This is a genomic window from Spiroplasma helicoides (genome assembly GCF_001715535.1).
GTDB lineage: Bacteria > Bacillota_I > Bacilli_A > Mycoplasmatales > Mycoplasmataceae > Spiroplasma_A > Spiroplasma_A helicoides.
This window is the reverse complement of record NZ_CP017015.1, coordinates 40,273-63,138: the sequence shown is the minus strand read 5'-3', so window position 1 is coordinate 63,138 and position 22,866 is coordinate 40,273. Positions and strand designations below refer to the sequence as shown.

20 protein-coding genes and 1 other annotated feature are annotated in these 22,866 nt (G+C 29.4%); of the genes, 2 read left to right on the top strand and 18 right to left on the bottom strand.

Annotation, left to right across the window (positions count from 1 at the left end; translation table 4 throughout):
• Positions 1 to 37 precede the first annotated feature (37 nt).
• The 18 genes from SHELI_RS00305 to SHELI_RS00220 all read right to left on the bottom strand — a co-directional run bounded on the left by SHELI_RS00305 (position 38) and on the right by SHELI_RS00220 (position 21,728).
• Entirely contained in the window at positions 38 to 403 is a 366-nt protein-coding gene (locus SHELI_RS00305) for an MG406 family protein (RefSeq protein ID WP_069115796.1), read from the bottom strand.
• Between the two features lie 175 nt (positions 404 to 578).
• Positions 579 to 1,622, bottom strand: coding sequence for an alpha/beta hydrolase (locus SHELI_RS00300; RefSeq protein ID WP_069115795.1), 1,044 nt, complete (start codon positions 1,620 to 1,622; stop codon positions 579 to 581).
• A gap of 70 nt (positions 1,623 to 1,692) precedes the next feature.
• Entirely contained in the window at positions 1,693 to 2,316 is a 624-nt protein-coding gene (upp, locus tag SHELI_RS00295) for a uracil phosphoribosyltransferase (RefSeq protein WP_069115794.1), read from the bottom strand.
• 22 nt (positions 2,317 to 2,338) lie between these two features.
• The gene (rpiB, locus tag SHELI_RS00290) at positions 2,339 to 2,761 is read right to left on the bottom strand and encodes a ribose 5-phosphate isomerase B (RefSeq protein ID WP_069115793.1); all 423 of its coding nucleotides are present in this window, start codon (positions 2,759 to 2,761) and stop codon (positions 2,339 to 2,341) included.
• A gap of 54 nt (positions 2,762 to 2,815) precedes the next feature.
• Positions 2,816 to 3,316 (bottom strand): hypothetical protein, encoded by a 501-nt coding sequence (locus SHELI_RS00285; protein ID WP_157087557.1) that lies wholly within the window; start codon positions 3,314 to 3,316, stop codon positions 2,816 to 2,818.
• Positions 3,317 to 3,446: 130 nt separating this feature from the next.
• Entirely contained in the window at positions 3,447 to 7,202 is a 3,756-nt protein-coding gene (gene rpoC / locus SHELI_RS00280; protein WP_069115791.1) for a DNA-directed RNA polymerase subunit beta', read from the bottom strand.
• A 12-nt stretch (positions 7,203 to 7,214) separates the two neighbouring features.
• Positions 7,215 to 11,081 carry a DNA-directed RNA polymerase subunit beta gene (gene rpoB, locus SHELI_RS00275; protein WP_069115790.1) on the bottom strand — a complete coding sequence of 1,289 codons (3,867 nt, stop codon included), beginning with the start codon at positions 11,079 to 11,081 and terminating at the stop codon, positions 7,215 to 7,217.
• A 97-nt stretch (positions 11,082 to 11,178) separates the two neighbouring features.
• Positions 11,179 to 11,475 (bottom strand): hypothetical protein, encoded by a 297-nt coding sequence (locus SHELI_RS00270; RefSeq protein WP_069115789.1) that lies wholly within the window; start codon positions 11,473 to 11,475, stop codon positions 11,179 to 11,181.
• A gap of 1 nt (position 11,476) precedes the next feature.
• Complete coding sequence (locus tag SHELI_RS00265) at positions 11,477 to 11,947, bottom strand: hypothetical protein (RefSeq protein ID WP_157087556.1); 471 nt, start codon at positions 11,945 to 11,947, stop codon at positions 11,477 to 11,479.
• Between the two features lie 336 nt (positions 11,948 to 12,283).
• Positions 12,284 to 13,609: an IS3 family transposase gene (locus SHELI_RS05890; protein ID WP_084449211.1), complete on the bottom strand. Its 1,326-nt coding sequence runs from the start codon at positions 13,607 to 13,609 to the stop codon at positions 12,284 to 12,286.
• Between the two features lie 91 nt (positions 13,610 to 13,700).
• Positions 13,701 to 14,729 carry a rod shape-determining protein gene (gene mreB, locus SHELI_RS00255; RefSeq protein ID WP_069115787.1) on the bottom strand — a complete coding sequence of 343 codons (1,029 nt, stop codon included), beginning with the start codon at positions 14,727 to 14,729 and terminating at the stop codon, positions 13,701 to 13,703.
• An 85-nt stretch (positions 14,730 to 14,814) separates the two neighbouring features.
• On the bottom strand, positions 14,815 to 15,645 hold the full coding sequence (locus tag SHELI_RS00250; protein ID WP_069115786.1) for an SPE_1075/MLC_0560 family membrane protein: 831 nt from the start codon (positions 15,643 to 15,645) through the stop codon (positions 14,815 to 14,817).
• A gap of 1 nt (position 15,646) precedes the next feature.
• Positions 15,647 to 16,252 carry a CatB-related O-acetyltransferase gene (locus SHELI_RS00245; protein WP_069115785.1) on the bottom strand — a complete coding sequence of 202 codons (606 nt, stop codon included), beginning with the start codon at positions 16,250 to 16,252 and terminating at the stop codon, positions 15,647 to 15,649.
• Positions 16,253 to 16,335: 83 nt separating this feature from the next.
• Positions 16,336 to 16,704: a 50S ribosomal protein L7/L12 gene (gene rplL / locus SHELI_RS00240; RefSeq protein ID WP_069115784.1), complete on the bottom strand. Its 369-nt coding sequence runs from the start codon at positions 16,702 to 16,704 to the stop codon at positions 16,336 to 16,338.
• 54 nt (positions 16,705 to 16,758) lie between these two features.
• Complete coding sequence (gene rplJ / locus SHELI_RS00235; RefSeq protein WP_069115783.1) at positions 16,759 to 17,259, bottom strand: 50S ribosomal protein L10; 501 nt, start codon at positions 17,257 to 17,259, stop codon at positions 16,759 to 16,761.
• 34 nt (positions 17,260 to 17,293) lie between these two features.
• Positions 17,294 to 17,448, bottom strand: a sequence feature (ribosomal protein L10 leader region).
• A 55-nt stretch (positions 17,449 to 17,503) separates the two neighbouring features.
• Positions 17,504 to 19,630 carry an MOLPALP family lipoprotein gene (locus tag SHELI_RS00230; protein WP_069115782.1) on the bottom strand — a complete coding sequence of 709 codons (2,127 nt, stop codon included), beginning with the start codon at positions 19,628 to 19,630 and terminating at the stop codon, positions 17,504 to 17,506.
• 14 nt (positions 19,631 to 19,644) lie between these two features.
• Positions 19,645 to 20,805, bottom strand: a complete 1,161-nt coding sequence (locus SHELI_RS00225; RefSeq protein WP_069115781.1) for an SGNH/GDSL hydrolase family protein — start codon at positions 20,803 to 20,805, stop codon at positions 19,645 to 19,647.
• Positions 20,805 to 21,728: a hypothetical protein gene (locus tag SHELI_RS00220; protein ID WP_069115780.1), complete on the bottom strand. Its 924-nt coding sequence runs from the start codon at positions 21,726 to 21,728 to the stop codon at positions 20,805 to 20,807. The genes SHELI_RS00225 and SHELI_RS00220 overlap by 1 nt, the downstream gene beginning before the upstream one ends.
• A gap of 197 nt (positions 21,729 to 21,925) precedes the next feature.
• On the opposite strand from SHELI_RS00220, the gene SHELI_RS00215 reads away from it, so the two are divergent.
• Positions 21,926 to 22,366: a hypothetical protein gene (locus SHELI_RS00215; RefSeq protein ID WP_069115779.1), complete on the top strand. Its 441-nt coding sequence runs from the start codon at positions 21,926 to 21,928 to the stop codon at positions 22,364 to 22,366.
• A 26-nt stretch (positions 22,367 to 22,392) separates the two neighbouring features.
• On the top strand, positions 22,393 to 22,866 hold the full coding sequence (locus tag SHELI_RS00210) for a hypothetical protein (RefSeq protein ID WP_069115778.1): 474 nt from the start codon (positions 22,393 to 22,395) through the stop codon (positions 22,864 to 22,866).

Here is a 22,866-nt window from a genome sequence, read left to right as displayed (position 1 = left end):
CCCCTATTTAAAAAATACCTGACAAACATTTATTTAACTAATTTTTTAATATCATTGGAAAAATTAAAGATATTAAAAAACCAATCAATACACCAAAACTACTTACGTAATTAGGTAAATAAATGCTTATAAGGAGTGGAACCATATATAATCCTAATCTCAGTATTGAAAAAAATACATAGAGATGAGGATTTTGATTTTGTGCTAGTTTCTTTGATGATACGTATAATAGTAAAAATGATGCAAACCCAAAAGCTGCTGCTGCTATAAAACCAACTATTCAAGAATAATCGATTACACTAAATAAATTTAAAACTACCAATATTACGGTTAACGCGATGTAAATTGGTAGTAATATCATGTAAATATATTTAATGTTTTTTTTGAAAAGAGTTTTAAGCATTGTTCACCCTCAAAAGGTTCCATCTCAAATATAATACTCCTATTTTTAAAATAGTAAATATGTTTTAAGTGAATTTATAAATTAAGAAATTTTTTTTGCATAGCAAGCAAAAGGTTTTTAAATTAAAAAATTGGTTTTTACACCAATTTTTTAATCTAATTAAAGATATAAAACGCTATGCACTTGCTTTACTTATAAAATTAAAAACTTGTTCAACGTATTGTTGTTCATTTTTGTGATAGCAAGATGAGTGATCTGCATTATCAAACAACACAATATCACTTATTGGTTTTTCCTCAACCTCTTTTTTGAGGTTAAACATAACAACACTGCAGTTGTATGTAATAAATCTGTCTTTATATCCGTGTAGATATAAAATTGGAAGTTCTTTAAAATTTTCATAACCATTAAAAAGATTCATTTTTGAAATGTCTGATTTTGCATATTTCTTGAAGTTTCTATTTATAGCCAATGACATAAAAATTCAAGGTAACTTCACATACTTTTTCAAAAAAAATCTAATTTGAATAACCGCTTCAATAAATGGGCAGTCTGCAATAAGTCAATTAACTTTATTTTGTTGATAGTAGTCTTTTGCAAATAATAAACCTGTTGAAGCACCCATACTAACTCCGACTATTCCGATTTCCTCAGGGTTGTATGTACTTTTTATTCAAGTTACTATGTTATTTAAAATTTTTGCATTGGTTACACCAAAGTCACTTTTTTTCCCAAAAGTCTTACCATGAGCATATGCATCAAATGTTAATATGTTATAACCTTTTTTATAAAAGAAGTTACAATTTCTTAATCCAATATATTTATTTCGTTTAAAACCATGTAGTCCTATTACTCACTTATTAGATTTGTTTTCTGGATTTATAACTTGCAGTGCACTGACTTTTCCTATTTCGCTACCGATTATTATTTCTTCAACATTTTCTTTTCTAATGGCAAAGTCTTTAATTCCACGAGTTTTAACATCATATTCAACTTGTTCTCAAGTATTTAATTCATGCCCTTGCTTTGTTACCCCTTCTCTTTTATATTTGAAAAGATAAGGTATAAACAATCTTGAACATAAAAAACTTAGTATAAATACTATTGGAAAAAATATAATAATGAATGTCACTTTAAATGTATCATACATATATTTTTTTATCACTTTCATACTTTTTTTGTAACTTAATTTACTTTTTCTTAATTCTCTACTCCTCATATTCTCACCACATTTTTTATTTTACAAGTTTATTTTATAACAAAGTCATAAAAAAAGTGTATATTTGTAATTATTTTGTACCAAAAATTCTATCACCAGCATCACCTAAACCCGGAACAATATACCCATCTTCATTTAAAATTGGGTCTAAAGCTGCTGTATATATATCAACATCAGGATGATCCTTTTGTATTCTATCGACACCCTCTTGAACGGATACCAAGCAAACAAATTTAATGTTTTTAGCTCCTCATTCTTTTGCTATAGAAATTGCTTTTGAACAACTGCCGCCAGTTGCTAACATTGGATCCACTACTAAAACATAGCTTTTATCAATATCTTTTGTTGCTTTGGCATAGTATTGATGAGGCTCTAGAGTTTCTTCGTCTCTATATAAACCAATGTGTGCAATTCTTGAAGTAGGAACAAGTCTTTGAATTCCTTCAGTCATCCCTAAACCAGCTCTAATAATTGGTATTAATACAACCGGAACATCAATTGTGTAACCTTGTGTTTTTGAAACAGGTGTTTCAATTTCAATTTCTTTTAATGGAACATCTCTAAAAACCTCGTAAGCCATTAGTTGTCCAATTTCATTCAAATTTTCTCTAAAATCTTTTGATGACGTATCGCTTTTTCTCATTCTAGTTAATTTATCCTTTATTAAAGGATGGTCTATAACTGTTAGTGCCATTTTTGTACTCCCTTTTTCTATTTTATAGTTTATCGATTCTGTGTTGGTGTCTCCCACCTTCAAACTGCGTTTCTAAAAATGTTTTTACAAGTGTTATGGCTTTTTCATTAGCTATAAATCTTGCCCCTAACGCTAATATGTTTGCATCGTTGTGTTGCCTTGCTAACATTGTTGATTCAAGTTCATAACATAATGCAGCTCTTGCGCCATTAACTTTATTAGCTGCAATCGAAATGCCAATTCCACTTCCACATATTACTATTCCTTTTGAACCTTTGTCTTCAACTACTTTTTGCGCTACTTTTTTACCAAAGTCGGGATAATCAACAGAATCACTTGTGTCTGTTCCTAAATTAATTACGTTGTTACCGACACTTTTTAAAAACTCTATTATTTTATTTTTCATTTCGACCGCTGTATGATCGTTTCCTATATATATGTTCACTCTTTACCTCCTTTATTAAACTATACACCTTTTAATTTTTTTATATAAATAAAATTAATTAACTTTCTCTTCTTTTTTGGGTTCTTCTTCTAATAATTTATTTTTTCTTCGCTTGTGTTTTATATTTTTGAAAACAAATCCTTCAGTTTTAAGTTCTTTGGCAATAATTGCATACATTATTATTGTTGTAAAATAACCTAAAATAGGCAAAAACGCAATAAATAAAAAGACTACTATTTTTTTGTGAGTGTTAGTTTTTGATACATGCTTATACAAATTTTTTAAAGAAATTGCGAAAAAGCAAGTTTTTATATACAAAAAAGCTAAAAAAACTACATCTATTATAATAATTGTATCAGCAATTAAAGTCTTCATTATTCATATAGAATCGCTATCACTTTGACTTGATTTATTGAATAATCCTAAAATCCCCATAACGAGCAATGAAATGCCTATAAATGAAGTTTCTATTGTTCCTATTATTAAGAACTTTCTAATTCTTGATTTATCAATTTCTTTTTTAGAATAATCTCTTTCATAAAAACCGTATTCCAAAAAATAAATAAAAATTGGAGCGAGTAAAATACAATTTCAAGAATTTCCATAATATATCTCCTTTAATTAATAATAACATTTTAATTTATCTTAAAAAAAAACATTAAAAAAACAGCGAGCGCTGTATTTTTTAATATTCTAATTTTAAAACTTCTTTTCCTTTTTTAATTATGTCTTCAGATCCAGTTAATCCTGTTCCTGCAGGAATTAAGTTTCCTAACATGATGTTTTCTTTTAAACCTTCTAGTTTGTCAACTTTTCCTTTTATAACAGCTTTAACTAGGACACGAGCTGTATCTTGGAATGAAGCACTTGATAATCATGAATCTGATTCCAAAGGTGCTTTTTTAATACCAAAGATTACGTATTTTGCTAAAGGTGGTTTTCTATTTTCTAAAATAGCTTGTAAAACTTCTTCTTTGAATGTTTTTTCTGAAATAATTTCTCCCGGTAATAAACTTGTTTCTCCTGAATCAATTATTTTTACTTTGTTTAACATTTGTTTAATGATGATTTCAATATATTTGTCTGAAATTTCAATACCTTGTAAACGATAAACTTTTTGCACTTCTTTTAAAATGTAGTTTTGTACATCTTCAACTCTTGCAACTTCCAGTAGCTCTTTAATATTAATAGCTCCTTCAGTAAGTTTTTTCCCACGTTTTACTTTATCTCCAACTTGAACCCTTGATATAGCTCCATATTGTGATTTGTATTTTCTTTCATCATTTTCAGATTTAACAACAATTGTAATTATTCCATCTTCTTTAACTTCTGTAACAACACCATCAATTTGTGAAATAATTGCTATTGATCCTTTTGGTGTTGTAACGTCAAGAAGTTCTTTAATACGAGGAAGTCCTTGAGTAATATCTGCTCCCCCAGCAACCCCACCGGTATGGAATGTACGCATGGTTAGCTGTGTACCGGGTTCACCAATTGACTGAGCAGCAACTACCCCAACTGGTTCTCCAAGCGAAACTTCGTTACCTGTAGCAAGATTAATTCCATAACATTTTCTACATACCCCACGGTTTGTTTCACAAGTCAACACTGTTCTAATTTTTACATCAGTAACTCCGGCTGTAATAACATCATCTGCTAATGCAGCTGTGAATAATGTATTTTTAGGAACAATAATGTTTCCTTTTAAATCTTCAACATCTTCAAAAGAATATCTTCCAACCAATCTGTCTCTTAATGGCACAATTGTGTTGTTGTGTTTTGTGTCAATAATTTCATAAACATTAAATCCTTTAGACGCGTTACAATCCTCTTGAGTAACAATGATTTCTTGTGAAATATCAACAAGTCTTCTTGTTAAATACCCTGAGTCAGCGGTTTTTAAGGCAACGTCGGCCATCCCTTTTCTTGCCCCGTGGGTAGAAATAAAGTATTCTGACACTGTAAGTCCTTCTCTAAATGATGATTTAATCGGAATTTCTTTAATGTCCCCTTTAGGGTCATTCATAAGTCCTCTCATACCAACAAGTTGAGTAAAGTTTGACACATTCCCACGAGCTCCAGAATCAGCCATAACAAACACTGGGTTTTTTAAATCTCTTTTTAGAACTGATTCCAGTTTTGACTGAATTTTATCTTTTACTTGTGATCAAATTGCAATAACTCTACGTTTTTTCTCAGATTTTGTAAGCATACCTTGTTCATAGTATTCGTTGATTTGAGAAACTTTTTCGTCTGCGATTTTAAATTCTTCATTTTTTTCTTCAAAGGCAACAACGTCAGCGGCACTGATTGTAGTTCCTGATTTTGAAGAAAATTTAAATCCTAGGTTTTTCATGTTATCCAACATTTGTGCAGTTTTTTGTGCTCCATAAGTTTTAAAGTATCTTTCAATTATTAATGAAAGTTCTTTTTTCTTAATTGGTTGTTGGATTTCATAATCCTTCTCAATATATTCTCTAACATTTGTATTTGAGTCAACTAAGAACTTTTCAACTTCTGATTCAGCATTTAAAATATTGCTGTTAATAATTCAAGGGAACTCTTCGTTAAACATTTCATTGAATAATATTTTACCTACTGTAGTAATTAAATATTTATCTTGATGTTCTGGTTTAAACATTTTATTATGTAAAACATTTACAGGAATTGCAACTATTGCATTCAATGAAACAACGTCATTTTCATAAGCAATTTTTGCTTCTTCACAACTTGAGAATAATGTTCCTTGACCTTTAATACCATTTGCTTCAGTTTCTTTTTCCTCAGTTGAAATATAGTAGTTTCCAAGAATCATATCCTGAGTTGGTGTAACAATTGGCTTACCATCTTTTGGACCAAGAATTGCACTACTTCCAAGCATTAAAGCTCTTGCTTCAGCAACAGCTTCATCACTAATTGGTAAGTGGACAGCCATTTGGTCTCCATCAAAGTCAGCGTTGAAGGCAGTTGTAACAAGTGGGTGAAGACGAATTGCTTTACCTTTAACTAATTTAGGTTCAAATGCTTGAATACCTAAACGGTGTAAAGTAGGAGCACGGTTTAAAAGAACTGGTCTATCTTTAATAACCTCTTCTAAAACATCTCAAACTTTTGTGTCGTTAGCCAAAATCATTTTTTCAGCAACTTTAACATTTTCTGCAAAGTCTCTTTCTTGTAATCTTCTAATTACAAATGGTTTAAACAATGTGATAGCCATATCTCTAGGAATACCTGCTTGATACATTTTTAGATCTGGTCCAATAGCAATAACTGAACGACCTGAGTAGTCAACACGTTTTCCAAGTAAGTTTTGACGGAATCTTCCTTGTTTTCCTTTTAAAATTGATGTCAATGATTTTAATGCTCTTTTATCTTTACCTGTTACTGGTCTTGGTTTACGCTCATTATCTAGTAATGCATCAACAGCTTCTTGTAACATACGTTTTTCGTTGTTAACAATAATACTTGGTGCACCCATTGATTTAACTTTTTTCAGACGTTCATTTCTAATAATGATTCTTCTGTATAAGTCATTTATTTCTGATGTAGTAAATCTTCCACCATCAAGTTGAATAATTGGTCTAATGTCTGGTGGTATAACAGGAATTACGTGAAGAACCATTCATTCTGGTCTTGCTTGAGATTTTTTTAATGAATCAAGAACTTCTAAACGTTTCATCATTTTGTTTTGTTCTGTTGATCCTTTATTTTCTTTTAACTTATCTTTTAATTTTGTAATTTCTTTATCAAGATCAATACCTTTTAAAAGTTCTTCAATAGCACTAGCGCCAATTCCAAATTTAGCACCAATTAATCTAGACATAAATGTTGCTGCTTCATCCATTGAAAATGGAGTTTGTGATTTTAATTGTGTAATTAAATTGTCTGCTCTTCTTCAGTCTCTTGTTTCTTCGTCTAAATCAGCTTTAATATCTTCCAAAGTTTTTAAAAGTTTTTCTCTAGTTTTTAAACTTGCTTTAGCATTACCTAAATCTAAAACTTGTCCTCTTTCAAGGTGTCTTGATCCTCCAGCATCTAAAACAACGTGACTAACAAAATAAACTACTTCTTCAACTTCTTTAGTTTTTAAATCCAATATTGAAGCAATTCTTGAAGGAACGACTTTTAACATTCAAATATGAGTTACTGGTTCTTCTAATTCAATGTGACCCATTCTTTCACGTCTAACAATTGTTTCTGTAATTTCAACATTACAACGTTCACAAACTTTACCTTTATTTTTAACTTTCTTGTACTTACCACAACTACATTCATAGTTTTTGGTTGGTCCAAAAATTCTTTCGTCAAAAAGACCTTCTTTTTCAGTTTTTAAAGTTTTATAGTTGATTGTTTCAGGTTTGGTAACCTCACCACGTGATCAGCTTCTAATAACATCTGGTGAAGCTAATTCTATTTTAATCATTCTTTTATTTATACCCATAAAACTTCCTCCTTATTCTTCATCGAAATCAAATTCATCTGCTGCAAAATCAAAATCGTCTTCTTCTGATTCTGAATCTGCTTCATCTTGAAATACTTCTGAATCTACTTCATCTTCACTTGTTTCTCTGAATTCTGATCTTTCTTCAGAACTAAATGCAGTCCCTGCTTCAATATTTTCAAAATCGGTATCATCTTCATCGTATGCATTTATTGCAACTTTGTTTCCTTTGTCGTCAATCATGTGCATATCAAACCCTAATCCCATAATTTCTTTTGTAAGAACATTAAATGATTCTGGAATTCCTGGTTTAGGAATTGGTTTTGAACGAACAATTGATTCATAAGTTTTGATACGACCTTTTATGTCATCTGACTTAATTGTCAAGATTTCACGAAGTGTGTAAGCGGCACCGTAAGCTTCAAGTGCTCAAACTTCCATTTCCCCAAATCTTTGTCCCCCGTTTTGGGCTTTACCCCCAAGAGGTTGTTGAGTAATTAATGAATATGGACCAATGTTTCTTGTATGTAATTTGTCATCAACCATGTGAGAAAGTTTTAGCATATACATAACTCCAACCGAAATTGGTTTATCAAATGCCTCTCCTGTTCTTCCGTCAATTAATTTAACTTTTCCATAGTTTTCCATTCCCGCTTCATTCATGATATCTTTTAAGTCAGCTTCTTTAACACCTTCAAAGACTGGTGTAGAAACTTTAATACCTAATTTTTTAGCTGCCATTCCTAAGTGGATTTCAAGTACTTGACCAATGTTCATACGAGAAGGAACCCCCTGTGGGTTTAGCATAATATCAACTGGTGTTCCATCTTCCATATGTGGCATATCTTCGATAGGTAATATTTTTGAGATAACCCCTTTATTACCGTGACGACCAGCCATTTTGTCACCTTCTTGAATTTTACGTTTTTGAACAACGTAGATTTTTATTATTTCTAAAATATCTGCTGGAAGATCATGTCCATCTGATTTACTAAATCTTTTAATTGACTTAACAATTCCTTCCCCACCATTTGGAACTCTTAATGAGTTATCTTTAACATTTCTAGATTTTTCACCGAAAATAGCATGTAGTAATTTGTCTTCGGGTGAAAGTTGTGTTTGAGATTTAGGCGTAACTTTACCAACCAAAATATCTCCAACTTTAACTTCAGTACCAATTGCAATAATTCCATCTTCATCTAAATGTTTTTTATGTGATTCACTAATATTTGGAATTTCTCTAGTGATTTCTTCTGGCCCTTGTTTTGTTTGTCTTCTTTCCAAAGTATATTCATCAATATGGATTGAAGTGAATCTATCATCAATTACGATTCTTTCAGAAACAATAACAGCATCCTCATAGTTATAACCATTTCATGTTGTAAAGGCTACAACTACATTTTGACCCAAAGCTAACTCACCTTTTTCCATTGAAGGACCATCTGCAAGAATATCTCTTGCTTTAATGCTATCTCCAACTTTAACAATTGGTAAATGAGTTATTGCAGTACCACTGTTTGATCTTCAAAAATCACTCAATCGATAATTTTTTGGTCCACTTGCACCTTCAATTATAATTTGTTTTGAGTCAACGTATTTTACAACTCCATCTTCATTAGCAACAACAGCATCCCCAGAGTCACGGGCTGCTTCAAACTCAACACCTGTTCCAACAATTGGAGATTCAGGATTTATTAAAGGTACAGCCTGACGTTGCATGTTAGCACCCATAAGTGCACGGTTAGCATCATCATTTTCCAAGAACGGAATACATGAAGTTGCTATTGAAACAATTTGTTTTGGTGAAACATCGACAAAATCAACATCTTTTGGATCAGCCATGATGTCATCACCTCTATAACGAGCAATTACACTTTCATCTAAGATTGTTCCATCTTCTGATGTTTTAATATTTGCTTGTGCAACTATAAAGTCTTTTTCTTTATCGGCAGTTAAATAAACGTGCTCATCATTTAAAACTTTTCCGTTTTTAACCTGTCTGTATGGTGTTTCAATAAATCCAAACTCATTTATTCTTGCGTAAGTTGATAAGTTGTTAATCAATCCAATATTTGGTCCTTCTGGAGTTTCAATTGGACAAATTCTACCATAGTGAGAAGGGTGAACGTCACGAACCTCTAAAGCGGCTCTATCTCTACTTAGACCTCCAGGTCCTAGAGCAGTTAAACGACGTTTATTAGTTAACTCAGCCAATGGGTTTGTTTGATCCATAAATTGTGATAACTGTGACAAGTTGAAAAACTCACCAATAATTGCTGTTAATGGTTTATTGTTTATAATACTTGATGGTTTCATTTTAAATGGATTAGATGTAGCTAATTTTTCTTTAACATTTTTTTCGATACGAGTCATACCAATTCTAAATTGGTTTTGTAGTAATTCCCCAACTGTACGAACTCTTCTGTTTCCTAAGTGATCAATGTCATCAACTTCTCCAATGTCATCCATTAAGTTAATTGCATATGAGATAGTTGCAATAATATCTGGAACATTTATATATTCATCAGATCTTAAATTAGTAATCCCAATAATTGGGGTTGTTTCATCTCTTGTGTCATTGTTTTTATAAACTCTAACTTTTTGTAATTGGTTTCCTGATGATATAGATTCATGAAAGTTGATTGTATGAACCATAGCACCGGCATCCAATACTTTTTCAATTTTTGCATACATATCTTTAGTAATTTCAGTATCTTTTGGCACAGCCACATTACCATCGATATCAACAATATCTTCAGCTAATACTCTTCCGATTAATCTATTTTTAACAGCAAGTTTTTGCTTTAATTTGAAACGTCCAGCTTTTGTTAAATCATATCTTTTTTTGTCAAATAAAAGTCCGTTTAAGTACTTACTTGCACCTTCAGAAGTAGCTGTTTCACCTTGTCTAATTTTTTTATAAATTTCTTGTACTTGTGTTTCAAAATCGATTTTTATGTCTCCACTTAATTGATCTTGTTCGTAACTAGAAGTAATCATTTCTTCTCCGTCAAACAAATCGATAATATCTTTACTATCAATTTGTAATGAAGTTAGTAAACTAGTAGCTGTTGTTTTTCTTGATTTATCAATTTTTACGTAAAAAATATTTGAAACTTTGTTATCCAATAACTTCTTACTGTCTAATTCAAATTCTAATCATGTTCCTCTTGAAGGAATGATATCAGCAAAGTAAATCATTTCCCCATTTTTTCTGTTCATTTCTTTTTTGAAATAACTTCCGGGAGATCTTACTAATTGAGATACAACAACTTTTTCACTACCATTAATTATAAAAGTCCCTCTATCTGTCATAAGTGGGAATTCACCAAAGAAAACTTCACCTGTTTTATATATATCGATATTCGCAAAATACATTTCTTCATTTTCTGAAATAACTTCAATTTGAATAGTATCTTTATCACCAGATTTTGATTTAAACTCAAAAAAGTAAAGTTTGTCCTTTGCGTCCTTAAACTCTACACCTGTTGATTCAATTTTTTCTTGTAATCATCCTTTTAAAAATGTCTGCATATCACCAGAAATCTCTTCTTTGTATAGTTCAACATTTTCTTGTCTGATTGTTAATGATAAGTTAGCATAAATTGGAGCATCATATATTTTTGATTCTTCCTTAGCTTGAGTGACTTTAAGTCTTGGTTCTCTAAATTCTCAATCTGTTAGGTTTAAAACGATATCTCCATCTGCGGAAAAAACCGGAAACACTTCATCAAAAACTTCTTTAATTCCCTCTTTTAAAAACCATTGAAATGTTTCTATTTGTAATTCTATTAAGTTAGGTAATGGTAAGTTACCTGAAACTTTGGTATAATCACGGCGTTGTACTAATGCATTAATTTTCTTGTCTCTGTAGTTCATTCTTTGCCTCCATTAAAGTAAAACATACGCAAACAAATTCTATATTAAAACACTAGATAAATCAAGAGTAATTTTGGTTTTTTTTATTTATTTTAGTTTAAATCATTTTATCTTCTTTTTTCTGTTTTTTAGCTTTAGCTTTCTTTATTTGAGATGGAAATCAATAGATGTTTGGTGCAAAAATAACTGTTTCAAAAGTAATCCAAAGAATAAATCCTGGTACACAAGTTATTATTGAAGTAATTCAAAACATAACTGTAGCAAATTTAGACCTATTTTCTTTGTAAATTCAAATATTAAAAGCTATAGCATGAAAAACTGTTAATGAAATAATTATCAATAACAATGCAAATACCCCAAAAATATATGGTGGTAAATCTATACCAGCTAGCATATTACTCATCCTTTTTATTTATTTTAACATTTTTAGATTTGTTAAATTTGGTTTTTAAAAAGGTAAAAGATATTTGACATCATGTTTTATGTAATTGGTTATCATTATTTCTTTCATATATTGGTTTAAAGAAATAGACAAAACTTAATCCTAGGGCTATGTATATATTACCAACTGTAAATATTAAAATTAATACATATAATCTGGGCATATCTTCTATACCAAGCGCTCCAGTAATATCTCCAATTATATAGTTTGTACCAAAAAATCTATTTCATGTTTCTACACCTAAAATAACCATTGCTCCAGTAATCATAGCTTTGAAGATTGCTTGTTTTCCAAACTTATAACCTGTAAATCCATATAAATATAAATAAGCCCCACCAAATAATATACAAGCATGTCCAAGGTAAAAGGTAAATCAATTTAAAAATCCTTGCTCTACTGTAGATCACAAAATTGGTTTATCCATTGGTGAAATTAATGTGACAACAGGACCCATAATTATAAATGGGAAAAAACATTCTAAAATTAATTTTGATGGACGAATAAGACAGAAGAAAACACATCATGAAGAAATTGTACAGAATGAAAGTTGTATATAGTTGACAAAATTTTGGTATCATTCTTGACCGTCGCGTGCTGGATTCAGGTAAAGACCAGAATTTTTAAGTATTTTAACTGATTCTTTATGACTATTATCAATAAAAACCTCTTGATGTCATGGTCCTAAATATATTATTCTTTGAACTTGTGTGATTACAAAAAAAACTATTAAAGTAAACTGGGAAAAACAAATTCTACAGTTTTAAATAATAGCGCCGGCAGTAGCTGGCGTTTTTCAATTCAAAATTTTTTGTATTCTTTTATTATTATATCAATCTATATATCAATCTATATGATTATAAATTTCATCAATATTCATTTTGTTTGTATTAATGTGATTTAGATACTCACCTTTTAAACAACTAAAAAAATACTCTATTTCTCTATTATCTAAGGAATTGCCAACTCTGCTCATTGAAGTTTGACAATTCATTTGTTTTACCAATTCTATAACTTCATTACTAGAGTATTGAGAGCCATGATCTGAATGTAATATAAAATTTGATTTATTAATTTTATTTAAAGTATCTATAACTAATTGCGAGTTGTTGTTTTTTGATAAACATCATGATTCAATTTTTTTAGTTTTATGACTAATAGCTGCAGATAAATAGTAATTATTTCCTTCTACCAAACCCGGAATGTAAGAAACATCAGTAGCAATTATATTGTCTATAGTAGGATTATAATTGCGCTTCACTAAATCCTTAAATTTAGTATTAATATTTTTTGATTCTGCTTGTCTTTTTTTAATTCGGGTTTTAATTATAAAACCTCATCTTTTTAGATAGTGCCTTAAAGTTCTATCGTTGATTGACATATGTTTTTCTTTTAATAAAACACTTATTTTTCTGCTACCATATATAAACTTGGACTCCTTTAATATTTCTTCAACTGTGTTTTTTAAATTATTGTATTTATATCTTCTAACTTTTGGTTTTTTGTAAAATGTTGTTCTATGCATTGATATAATTCTTGCTTTCATACTTATGTTTAGAGATTTTATTTTGCTAATCGCATTTCTTTCCTTTTTATCTCTCTGACTTTTTATTCAATCTTCAATTATTTCTCTTTTTTGCTCTTCAGTTAGATCACTAATTATTCCTGGAATATCAGAATCATCTCTTTTTTTGTATCTTCCAGAGCCTTTTTTTCTATTTAAACTTTTCATACCATAATTATCTACTAAATAAGTTTTTTGTTTTATTCTTTTTTTAATAAATTGTGAAAATTTAATCTGTTTTGCTTTAATTATACGATATTCTTGTTCTGCAATTTGAATTCCTTGTTTTTTATATATTTGAATTATTTTCATTCATTCTTCTACAGTTAGGTTTTTTGACATAAAAAATTCTACACCTCTTTCTAGTGTAGAATTTATTTTTCCCAGTTTAAAAGCTATTCATATTCCTAAAAAAACTTTTTGTTTTTTGTAATAGTTGGGGAATGCTCATAATGACATTCACATTAATAAAGCAGCAAATATTGCCATTGCTCAACATATATTTCCTTGTACTTGTGTGCTCATAAATTTTACTTCTCCTTAATAGAAATATTTTTTGTATAAAAAATATAATCAAAAACTCTTTAATAACAAAGAGTTTTTGATTATAAATAATTTAAAAGTTAACTAATGAAGATGATAATTTTTCTTCTCTAATATAGTCAAAAATCTGGTTCTCAAATTTTCTTGTACCATTAATAACTGCTAACAAAGGCTGTTCTCCAACTCTTGTTGGCAATTGAAGGGTGTCTGCAAAGTACTTATCTATCCCACGAATTAAAGCTCCACCACCACAAATTATAATTCCATTTTTGAAAATATCACCGGCTAATTCTGGAGGTGTTTCTTCTAAAACTTGTACTGTTAAATCTATTATTTTTGATACAGGTACTTTTAATACTTCACGTACTTCTTCTGGTGACAACTCAATTTCTCTAGGAAGACCCGAAACAACATCTCTTCCATATACTTTCATGCGTCTTTCATCAGAATATTTTGCAAGTGAACCAATATTTATTTTAACCATTTCAGAGGTTTTTTGCCCAACTTCCATTCCATATTGAGATCTTATGAATCTTCTAATTTCTTCATTTAAATAATTACCAGCAACTTTAATTGATTTTGAAACAACTATGTCCCCTGATGCAAGCACAGCAACATCGGTTGTACCACCACCACTATCAATTACTAATTTTCCTGTTGGTGCAAATATATTCATACCTCCACCCAAAGCTGCCATTTTCACTTCTTCTTCTATAAATACTCTGGATGCTCCAAAATTCATAGCTATTTTTTGAAGTGCTAATTTTTCAAGTCCTGTAATAACAGATGGACATGCTAGTAAAACTACTGCCCCTTTTAAGTAACTTTCGATTCTTAATTTTTTAAATATATATCTTAATTGTGATGTAGTAGTTTCTATATCTGTAATTACACCATCTACCATTGGTTTAACTATTTTTATTGTTTTATTACCTTTACCTATCATTTTATAGGCTTCTTCACCAACTGCGATTATAGAGTTATCTTTTCTTCTATAAGCAACTATTGAAGCTTCATTATAAACTATTCCTTTTCCATTTACATAAACAAGAGTGTATGCTGTACCTAAGTCAATAGATACAAATTTTTTGTCGCCCTTCATACAACCACCATCTTCCTTCCTATAATAATTATATATGTATAATTAAAAATTATTCCATATATTTTTACTATTTTCGGAAATATTTTTATTTTGTTAGTTTGTTGTAATCTAAAACTTTGTCAAGCCTTTTAATCAAAGTGTTACAAATGGGTCCTGTTAAAAATAAAAAAACCATTGTTGCTATTGAAAAGTTTGTGAAGAAAAATGACAATTTATCTCCATTTGTTATTAGACCAAAGAAAAGAACACCAGGCAAAATCATTAATATATCACAAATAAAGCGTGATGCACCATATTTAATTTTTGTCAATCTTACAAACTCAGAACAAATACTATTATACGGTCCAAGTGCCCATGTTGATTTAACTCATAAACAAATACCAACAATATATATTATGTAAGCTAAAAGGAAAAATCAGGCTGCTTTACCAGGACTATTTTGTCCTGAAAAGTCATCTCTCAGTAGATTTAAAATGCTATTAGAAGAGATTAGATCATTAAATAAATTAACTATCTGAGGTAATAAAAATGTAATTATCACATCAAACAATATTTTAAATGTATAGTTTATTCAAATTGTTTTATCTTTTGTTGATTTGAACTCTTTAATTGTCGAAATAGTAGAAAAAATTGCGGCTATAAAAGTAAGTCCTATGTAAAAATAAGTCAAAAAGTTGGCATAGTATTGTTCAAGCACCTGGTTATTATTTTCAAATATACCTGTGGTTCCGCTTTTTAAACCAATCATTGTGTATATACTGAAATCCACTTGGCTAGCTCCAATTTGAGTTGGTATATATAATCTGATACCCAAAGCCATTAAAAACATTCCCGAAATTAAAAGAAACAATTTTAGAATAACAACTCTGTAGTTTGTTTTTAGGTAAGCTAATTTTTTAAATATTCACTGATTCACTTTATTCGTCCTCTTCTATTTTTGTGCTAGTTAATAAAGGTAGTAATTTTTTAACTTCTTCGGGACTTTTATCTCATCACCTTAGTTTTTCAATTTTTTCTATACTTTTATCGCTAAATCTTTTTCTAATTATTTTAGCTGGATTACCAGCAACGATGGTATATGGTTCTACATTTTTTGTAACAACACTCATTGCTCCTATTATTGATCCATTACCAATTTTTACTCCAGGCATAATTGTAGCTCCATATCCAATTCATACATCATGACCAACTACAGTTTCTCCTTTTATTTCTGGTGTGTTTTTTATTAGATTTTGATCATCATTAAACTCTTTAAACATTTCAAAAGGATAAGTTGATATTGTGTTTATTCTGTGATTGGCACCACTCATAATAAATTTAACTTGATCTGCAATAGCACAATAGTTACCAATAACTAGTTTGGTGTCATTGAATTGTGGAAAATGATACAAAACATTTTTATTTTGAAATTCTATTAAACCTTGCTCACCATCAAATGTATAGTAATATGTAAAATCTCCAATTTCTATGTTCTTATTTGTTATGTATGGTTTCAATAATTTAATTAAATTTGATTTTGCCATAAAACACCTCTTTTTAAAAGTTTAAATTAAAAAAAGATTATTACAACCAAAATTGATTGTAATAATCTTAAAAAAATAAAATATTATTTTAAATCTACTGAAGCTCCAGCTTCCATTAATTGTTTTTTCATTTCTTCTGCTTCTTCAACTTTTACATTTTCTTTAATAGCTACTGGTAAAGTTCCGTCCACTAATTTTTTAGCATCCATTAATCCTAAACCTGTGATTTCTTTAACTATTTTAATAACTGAAACTTTGTTTCCTCCAGCATTTGTTAACATAACGCTAACTTCTGATGGAGCTGCTGCTGCCCCTCCGCCTGCTGCTGGTGCTGCTACAGCTGCTGCTGCAACAACCCCAAAGTGATCTTCGATAGCTTTAACTAAATCGTTTAATTCAGTTAATTTCATTTCTTCTAAAGCTTTAATAATATCATCTTTTGTAATTGCCATTTTTTTAATCTCCTTTTCAAATTTATTATTTTGCTATTAGTACTCTTTTAATTTTTATTCTGATTTTGTTTTTGCTAATTCTTTAACAGTCAACATAAATTGACGTAATGGGTAAATCAATGATGAAGCAAACATTGAGTATAGTTCATCTTTTGATGGAAGTGATGCAATTTCATTAATTGCACTTGTATCCATAACATTACCTTCATAAATACCTGCTTTAAGTTTTAAGTCTGGATTTATTTTTGCGAAATTAGAAACTAATTTTGGTGCAAATAACGCTTCTTCATCCGAAAAAATATAAACATTTTGTCCGATTGAGTAAGGTTCCAAACCTTGAATTTTTAATTCTTCAACGGCTCTTCTGAATAATGAATCTTTATAAACTTTTATATAAATTCCTTGTTCACGAGCTTTGTTTCTTAAATCTGTCATTTGAGCAACAGTTAGGTTTTTGTATTCTGCTATAACCATTCCTTTACAGTTTTTAATTCTGTTAGCAATGTCTTTAACAATTTCACCTTTTTTTGCATGTGCTGGTCTTGATTGTGACACTAATAATGACCTCCTTTTTTACTACTCTATATATAAAATCAAAATAAAACCTCGAAAAGTTATTTCCGAGGTTAATTAAAAACACACTAATAATCTATTAGAATAGATCTTATAAATGATGTTTCATTCCTCGGTAACAAATTAAGGGTAATACCCAGTTACTTTCTTCGGTACGAATAGCATATATATAATAACATAAAATTTTAATTTTTAATAAAAAATCATATCCGAAGATATGATTTCATTAAGCAACTTTTTTAATATTTCTAACTACTAAGTACTTACCTTCATAAGCTAGTTTAATTTCAAAAGTATTTGTTACATTAGTTTTTTTATCATTTATCTTGTAAGTAAAATCATTAGTTAATGATGACTCAACATTTACTTCTAAACTATCAAATACTGAATTAGCTACAACTTTTGTTTTTGCTAATTTTTTATTATATTCATTCATAAGTCCAGTAATTTCGTTTACTAAATCTGATAATACACCAATATAGTTTGTTATGATAGTTTGTAAAATAGCTAAAGGTGAACCATCTTTAAAAGATTTATTATCGTCACTTAATCCAAGAATATGCATCATGTTTGGAATGTCTTCTGTAGCTTTTTTGAATAAATCATCTATATATAAACTTTTAAATAATTTTCCAAATAAATCAAAATTGATTACGTATTTAGATTCATCTTTAACTTTATCTAAGTTGCTTTTTAGATCGGCAACAATTTTTTGAACTGAAGTTGATAATAAGAATCCAAAAGTAACATCTTTTTTATCATCAAACTTTTTCTCAGCATCAGCACTACCACCAAGTAATGAAGATAATAATGGTAATTTTAAAATATCTCCAATTGGGTTTTGTAGTAATTTTTTAACTGACGCCCCCAATGCTTTATCACTGCTATATAGGTAGTTTATAAATTTACCTTTTTCACCAAAATTAGCTTTTCAATCAGCTTCCCCAATATTTGTTAAAAAGCTTTTTAACATATCTGGAAGACTATCTTTGAAGCTATACAAAGCCCCAATCAGTGAAGCAGCATCTGAAGAATTATATCCAAAACCTCAGTTTATAAATATTCTTAAAAATGAGTCTACATTTATAGTTGCAGGTCCTGCTTGTAAGTTTTCTCCTCCAAGCATTTCACTAAGAAGTCCTGTAATAACAGTCATCAGTCCATGTTTTTCTCCTGTATATGGTGTATTTAAACCCAAAGCTTTTGCATCATCTGGTGTTTTATCTCCGGGTGTTGCTAAGATTGCTCCAATCAGATTTTTTAAAACTGTTCCACCATTACCGTCAGTGTCTTCTGTTAAAGTACTTAAAACATCAACTATATTTTTTAAATCTAATACATTATCTTCTTGTTTTATTGTAGCTGTTCTTTGCTTATCAATATCAACAATTGATAACTTATCATTTGTCAAAGTTTTTAATTTAAATGAATTCAAGTATACAAGTAAAGTTCTTAAAAAGTACAATACTCCCGGAATATATTTAGCATCTGTTAAAATATCTAAACTTAAACTTTTTGTTTTTTTAAATATCCCTGAAATATTTGAACCAATCAGTTTAGCTGCATCTTTTATATTGTTGTTAATATTTTCTTTATTATTGTTCGCTAATGCCGCTTTGTCTGAATCTTTATTTACAATTTTATCTAATGAATTTGATAAAGCAATAATACTTGAGTTTAGTGCATCTTCATATGAAAACACATTTCCGTTTTCATCTTTGTAAGCATCAAAACTAAAAGCTTTTTCTAAATCTTTTAAAACATCTGCTGATAAAATATTTCCTAATTGATGAATTAAACTAGGTGATACTAATGTATCTAATTTTTTAGATAGCACTGCTAGCAATGGTGCTAATGCAGCTGGATTAGATAAAGCTCCCATAATTGTTGGTAAAGATTGTACCAATGACATAATTGTACCCATAATTCCGGAAGGAGATTCTAATGAAATAACTTCTCCTTTATAAACACTGTCGTCAACTTGTGTGTTTTGGTCAATAATATCAGTACTATTTTTGAAATACTTTTGAGCTATATCACTATATCTTGAATAATCATTTATTTCAACACCATCAAAATCATTTAAACCTAAACTTGATAAATAATTATTTTTGACATGATCACTCATTACATAAGATGAACTATAGTGAATCTTTCCAAGTCCATCGCTTGTTGTATCAATCTCATTTTCATTTAAATATAATGCTTTTGAGTATTGAGTTAAAAGTTGTTGTATGTTTTTTTGATCGTTTGAATTATCAAATTGTCTGTTGTCTTTCTGACATGAAACCACAAAAGATAGTGAAGATGCCGAAATTGAAACAACACCTAATAAACTAATTAACTTTTTCATATTTAATTCCTTTCTTAGTTAGTTACCCAATTTTTTGCAACTAGTAAGTCTCATATTATTTTTGAAACATATTTATGTCCTGCTGCAGTTGGGTGAACATCGTCAATAAAGAAATAATCATCAATATTTTTCTCTTCATTGCCTTCTGCACGTGTTGCTTTAATTTCAAGATTTGTAAGATCTAGTTCTGCCAAATCAAATGCTGTAGATATACAAAACTTATCTGTAATATTTGCATTCGGATTTCCTTTTTTAAATCCATCTAATATTTCTTGTAGTTTTTGGTATAAATTGTAAACCTCAAGAGTATCTGCGTATTTTGCATTTACTTCTTTAACAACTTCAGCAATTTTTGCGTCAAACTCTTTACATAAATTACCAACTTTAACTTTATCATCACCTTTGTGACCTGGTGTTAATAAAATGTCTGGTGGAGTTAAGAATAAAATTCTTTTTGCTCCATTATTTACTAGTGTAAATAATGCATTTCTTATATTATCTATTGCACTAGTCATGATAGTTCTTTGAGCATTGTAATCATCTTGAGCTGCTGCCAAACCAAACAAATCATTTCCTCCAATTTCAACTACAAATAAATCTTTTTCATTAATAACTTGTTGTTGAACAAGAGCTTGAGCTTGTTTATAAATACCTGTATTTTTCATCAGTAGTTGTCCAAACAACCCTCCAGCGTCGGCTGCTGTTGCTCCTCCAACTGAATAATTTCTTCCTCATACTTTTTCTGCTGTACTGCTTTCATCTTTTTTGTAATCAATGTCAGCACTATGAATTAAGTTTGATGCTTTAAAAGTATCAACGCTTTCTTTTTCTTTATCAAAAATCATATTGTTGATTAACTCAACAGTTCTTAGTCCGTTGCTAAAACCGTTTTTGTATTCTCCAGTAATTTTTGGAGTAACACCCAATTCATCTTGCGCTATTGTAACAAGCCCTCCATTATCACTAAGACTATCTCCTAATGTAAAGAAATTTGACACACCGTGATGTGTGTCTGGATTTACACTTAAATCTTTTGCATTTGCTTTATTTATATTAGTTCCTATAATTGATGAACCTAAATCAACGTCCATTTGAGCTGGAGTACATGCTACTGCAGATACTGCAGAAGTACTTGACAACGCAATTACAGATAATAAAGTAAGTATTTTTTTCATTAGCTATTACCTCTTTTCTTGTTGATCAATAACACAGTTAATGCAAATGCATAAAAAGGAACAGTTGCAAGAGCTACAAAAAATAAAATTGATCCAGCTCTTAAATTATCAAGAACCTCAGTAAAGTGCGGTACATATAGTTCATTTATTTCTACTTTTGTTTTTGGCATTTTTGATTCATTTAAAGTTTTATCTTTAAAAATACTGTGACCAAATATGTTCATTCCATATTTAATGTTTTGAATTTGTTTATTTAAATATCACACTTTGTTATTAACAAGTAATGAACCAATTGAAGAATAGATATCAATTCCTTCCATTCCAACAGGAGAAGTTTCCATTTTTGAATCATATAAGTCTTGATCAATAAATGTTTGGTTTCTTAATAACTCCTCTTTAATATGACTTGAAAAAATTTCTTTAAGTCCGCCATCTCTAAATATTCATCCAATCCCTGGATTAACATAACCATAACTTAAAAACTCTGTTGAAACAGCTTTATCAAATTCGATTAAATTTACCCCTAAATCATATAAATCGATATCTTGATTATTTTTTGCAGATTCCCCTCATCTATTTTCATATCATTTTGCTGCAAATTCAGCATAGTCACTTCTCTTTTTTTCATAATTTTTAGTTGTGTATGAATTTAATGTAGATATAGCATCTGCACTATATGCTTTTTTAATAACATTTTCCATAACAGTGTTGTATGCTGGATCTTTTCCATCAATTACATAAACCCCTTGTGGCATAACTTGAGAAATTTGGTTATGAACGCTATTAATAAATCTAAGTGATTCAATTCCAACACCAGGTGTTGCCATTAAAAAACTAAATAAAAAGTAAATCCCAAAAACTATTGAAAAAATCATAATTTTTAGCTTAACTTTTGTAGAAAAAAAATCGCTAATTTTCTTCATTTTTAAAATACCCTTCTATTGTCTCAACATAAAAAAAGAAGTTGTTGAGAACTTATACTAATTGTAAAGGTTTTTAAAATAATGGCACTACTTTTACTAATATTTAAAATTTATTTAGTAAAAAAAAATATTTTTTGTAATGAGTTTAATTTGAATTTAAAAGTTATAATATATTTAATATAAATAGGAGTTTGAATATGAAAAAAATATTGCCTGTTCTTGGTATTTTAGCAATTAGTAGTTCAGCAGGATTAGCAACTAGTTGCGCAAATAACTTTGGTTATAATACATTTTTCAACAAAGCATATATTGATAAAAACGAATTTGTTGGTTTAGAAGATAAAATAAATGTCTTTTTCTTCATTGGGGATGAGAGTTTTTTAAATTCAGAAATAGTATTTATGATTTACTCTAAAAAAGTAGGCACAGAAATAGATTCTAATAGTTTTGAATCCTCAATTTTTGGTTTTAAAAATGGAGTATCAAAAAATCCTGAACAAGAAAGATTGTATTGAGCTGAAATAATTATCAAAAGTGATCATGTTATGAATTCAGGGGATAAATATACATTGACATTTTTAATGAAAAACTTAGCACTTAATTTAGGTGTTTACACCATTACTTACAGAGATAAATAAAGGTATAAAAATTTGGGGGAATAAAAATGAAAAAGCTTTTAAGATTTTTAATTACTGGTGGAACACTTTTGAATGGTTTTATGGTTACATCTTGTAGTTTATCAAATCCAAATGGTTACAATACCGATTATAATCATGCTTATACCAACCAAAAAGAGTTTGTTGGCAAAAATGATTATTTAGATGTATTCTTTATTTTTGGAAATGATGCCATTGATTATAGTACGGTTGAATTCAAATCAGATACATTCATTTACAATGATAGTGCTGGGTATTATGATTATTATAGAAAGCCAAGCTTTAAAGTCTCTTTACTGAAACGATATGATAATAACCAAATTTTTATCGCTAAAGTTGAACTAGAAAAGTTAGATGAAGAGCCTCAAGACGGGGACAAAATTAAATTAGCATTCGAGATTACTACTGATGCTATTGATGGTTATTACAGTAACTGATTTAATGACAAAATGTATGTAGAGTTCAAATACATAAAAAATTAG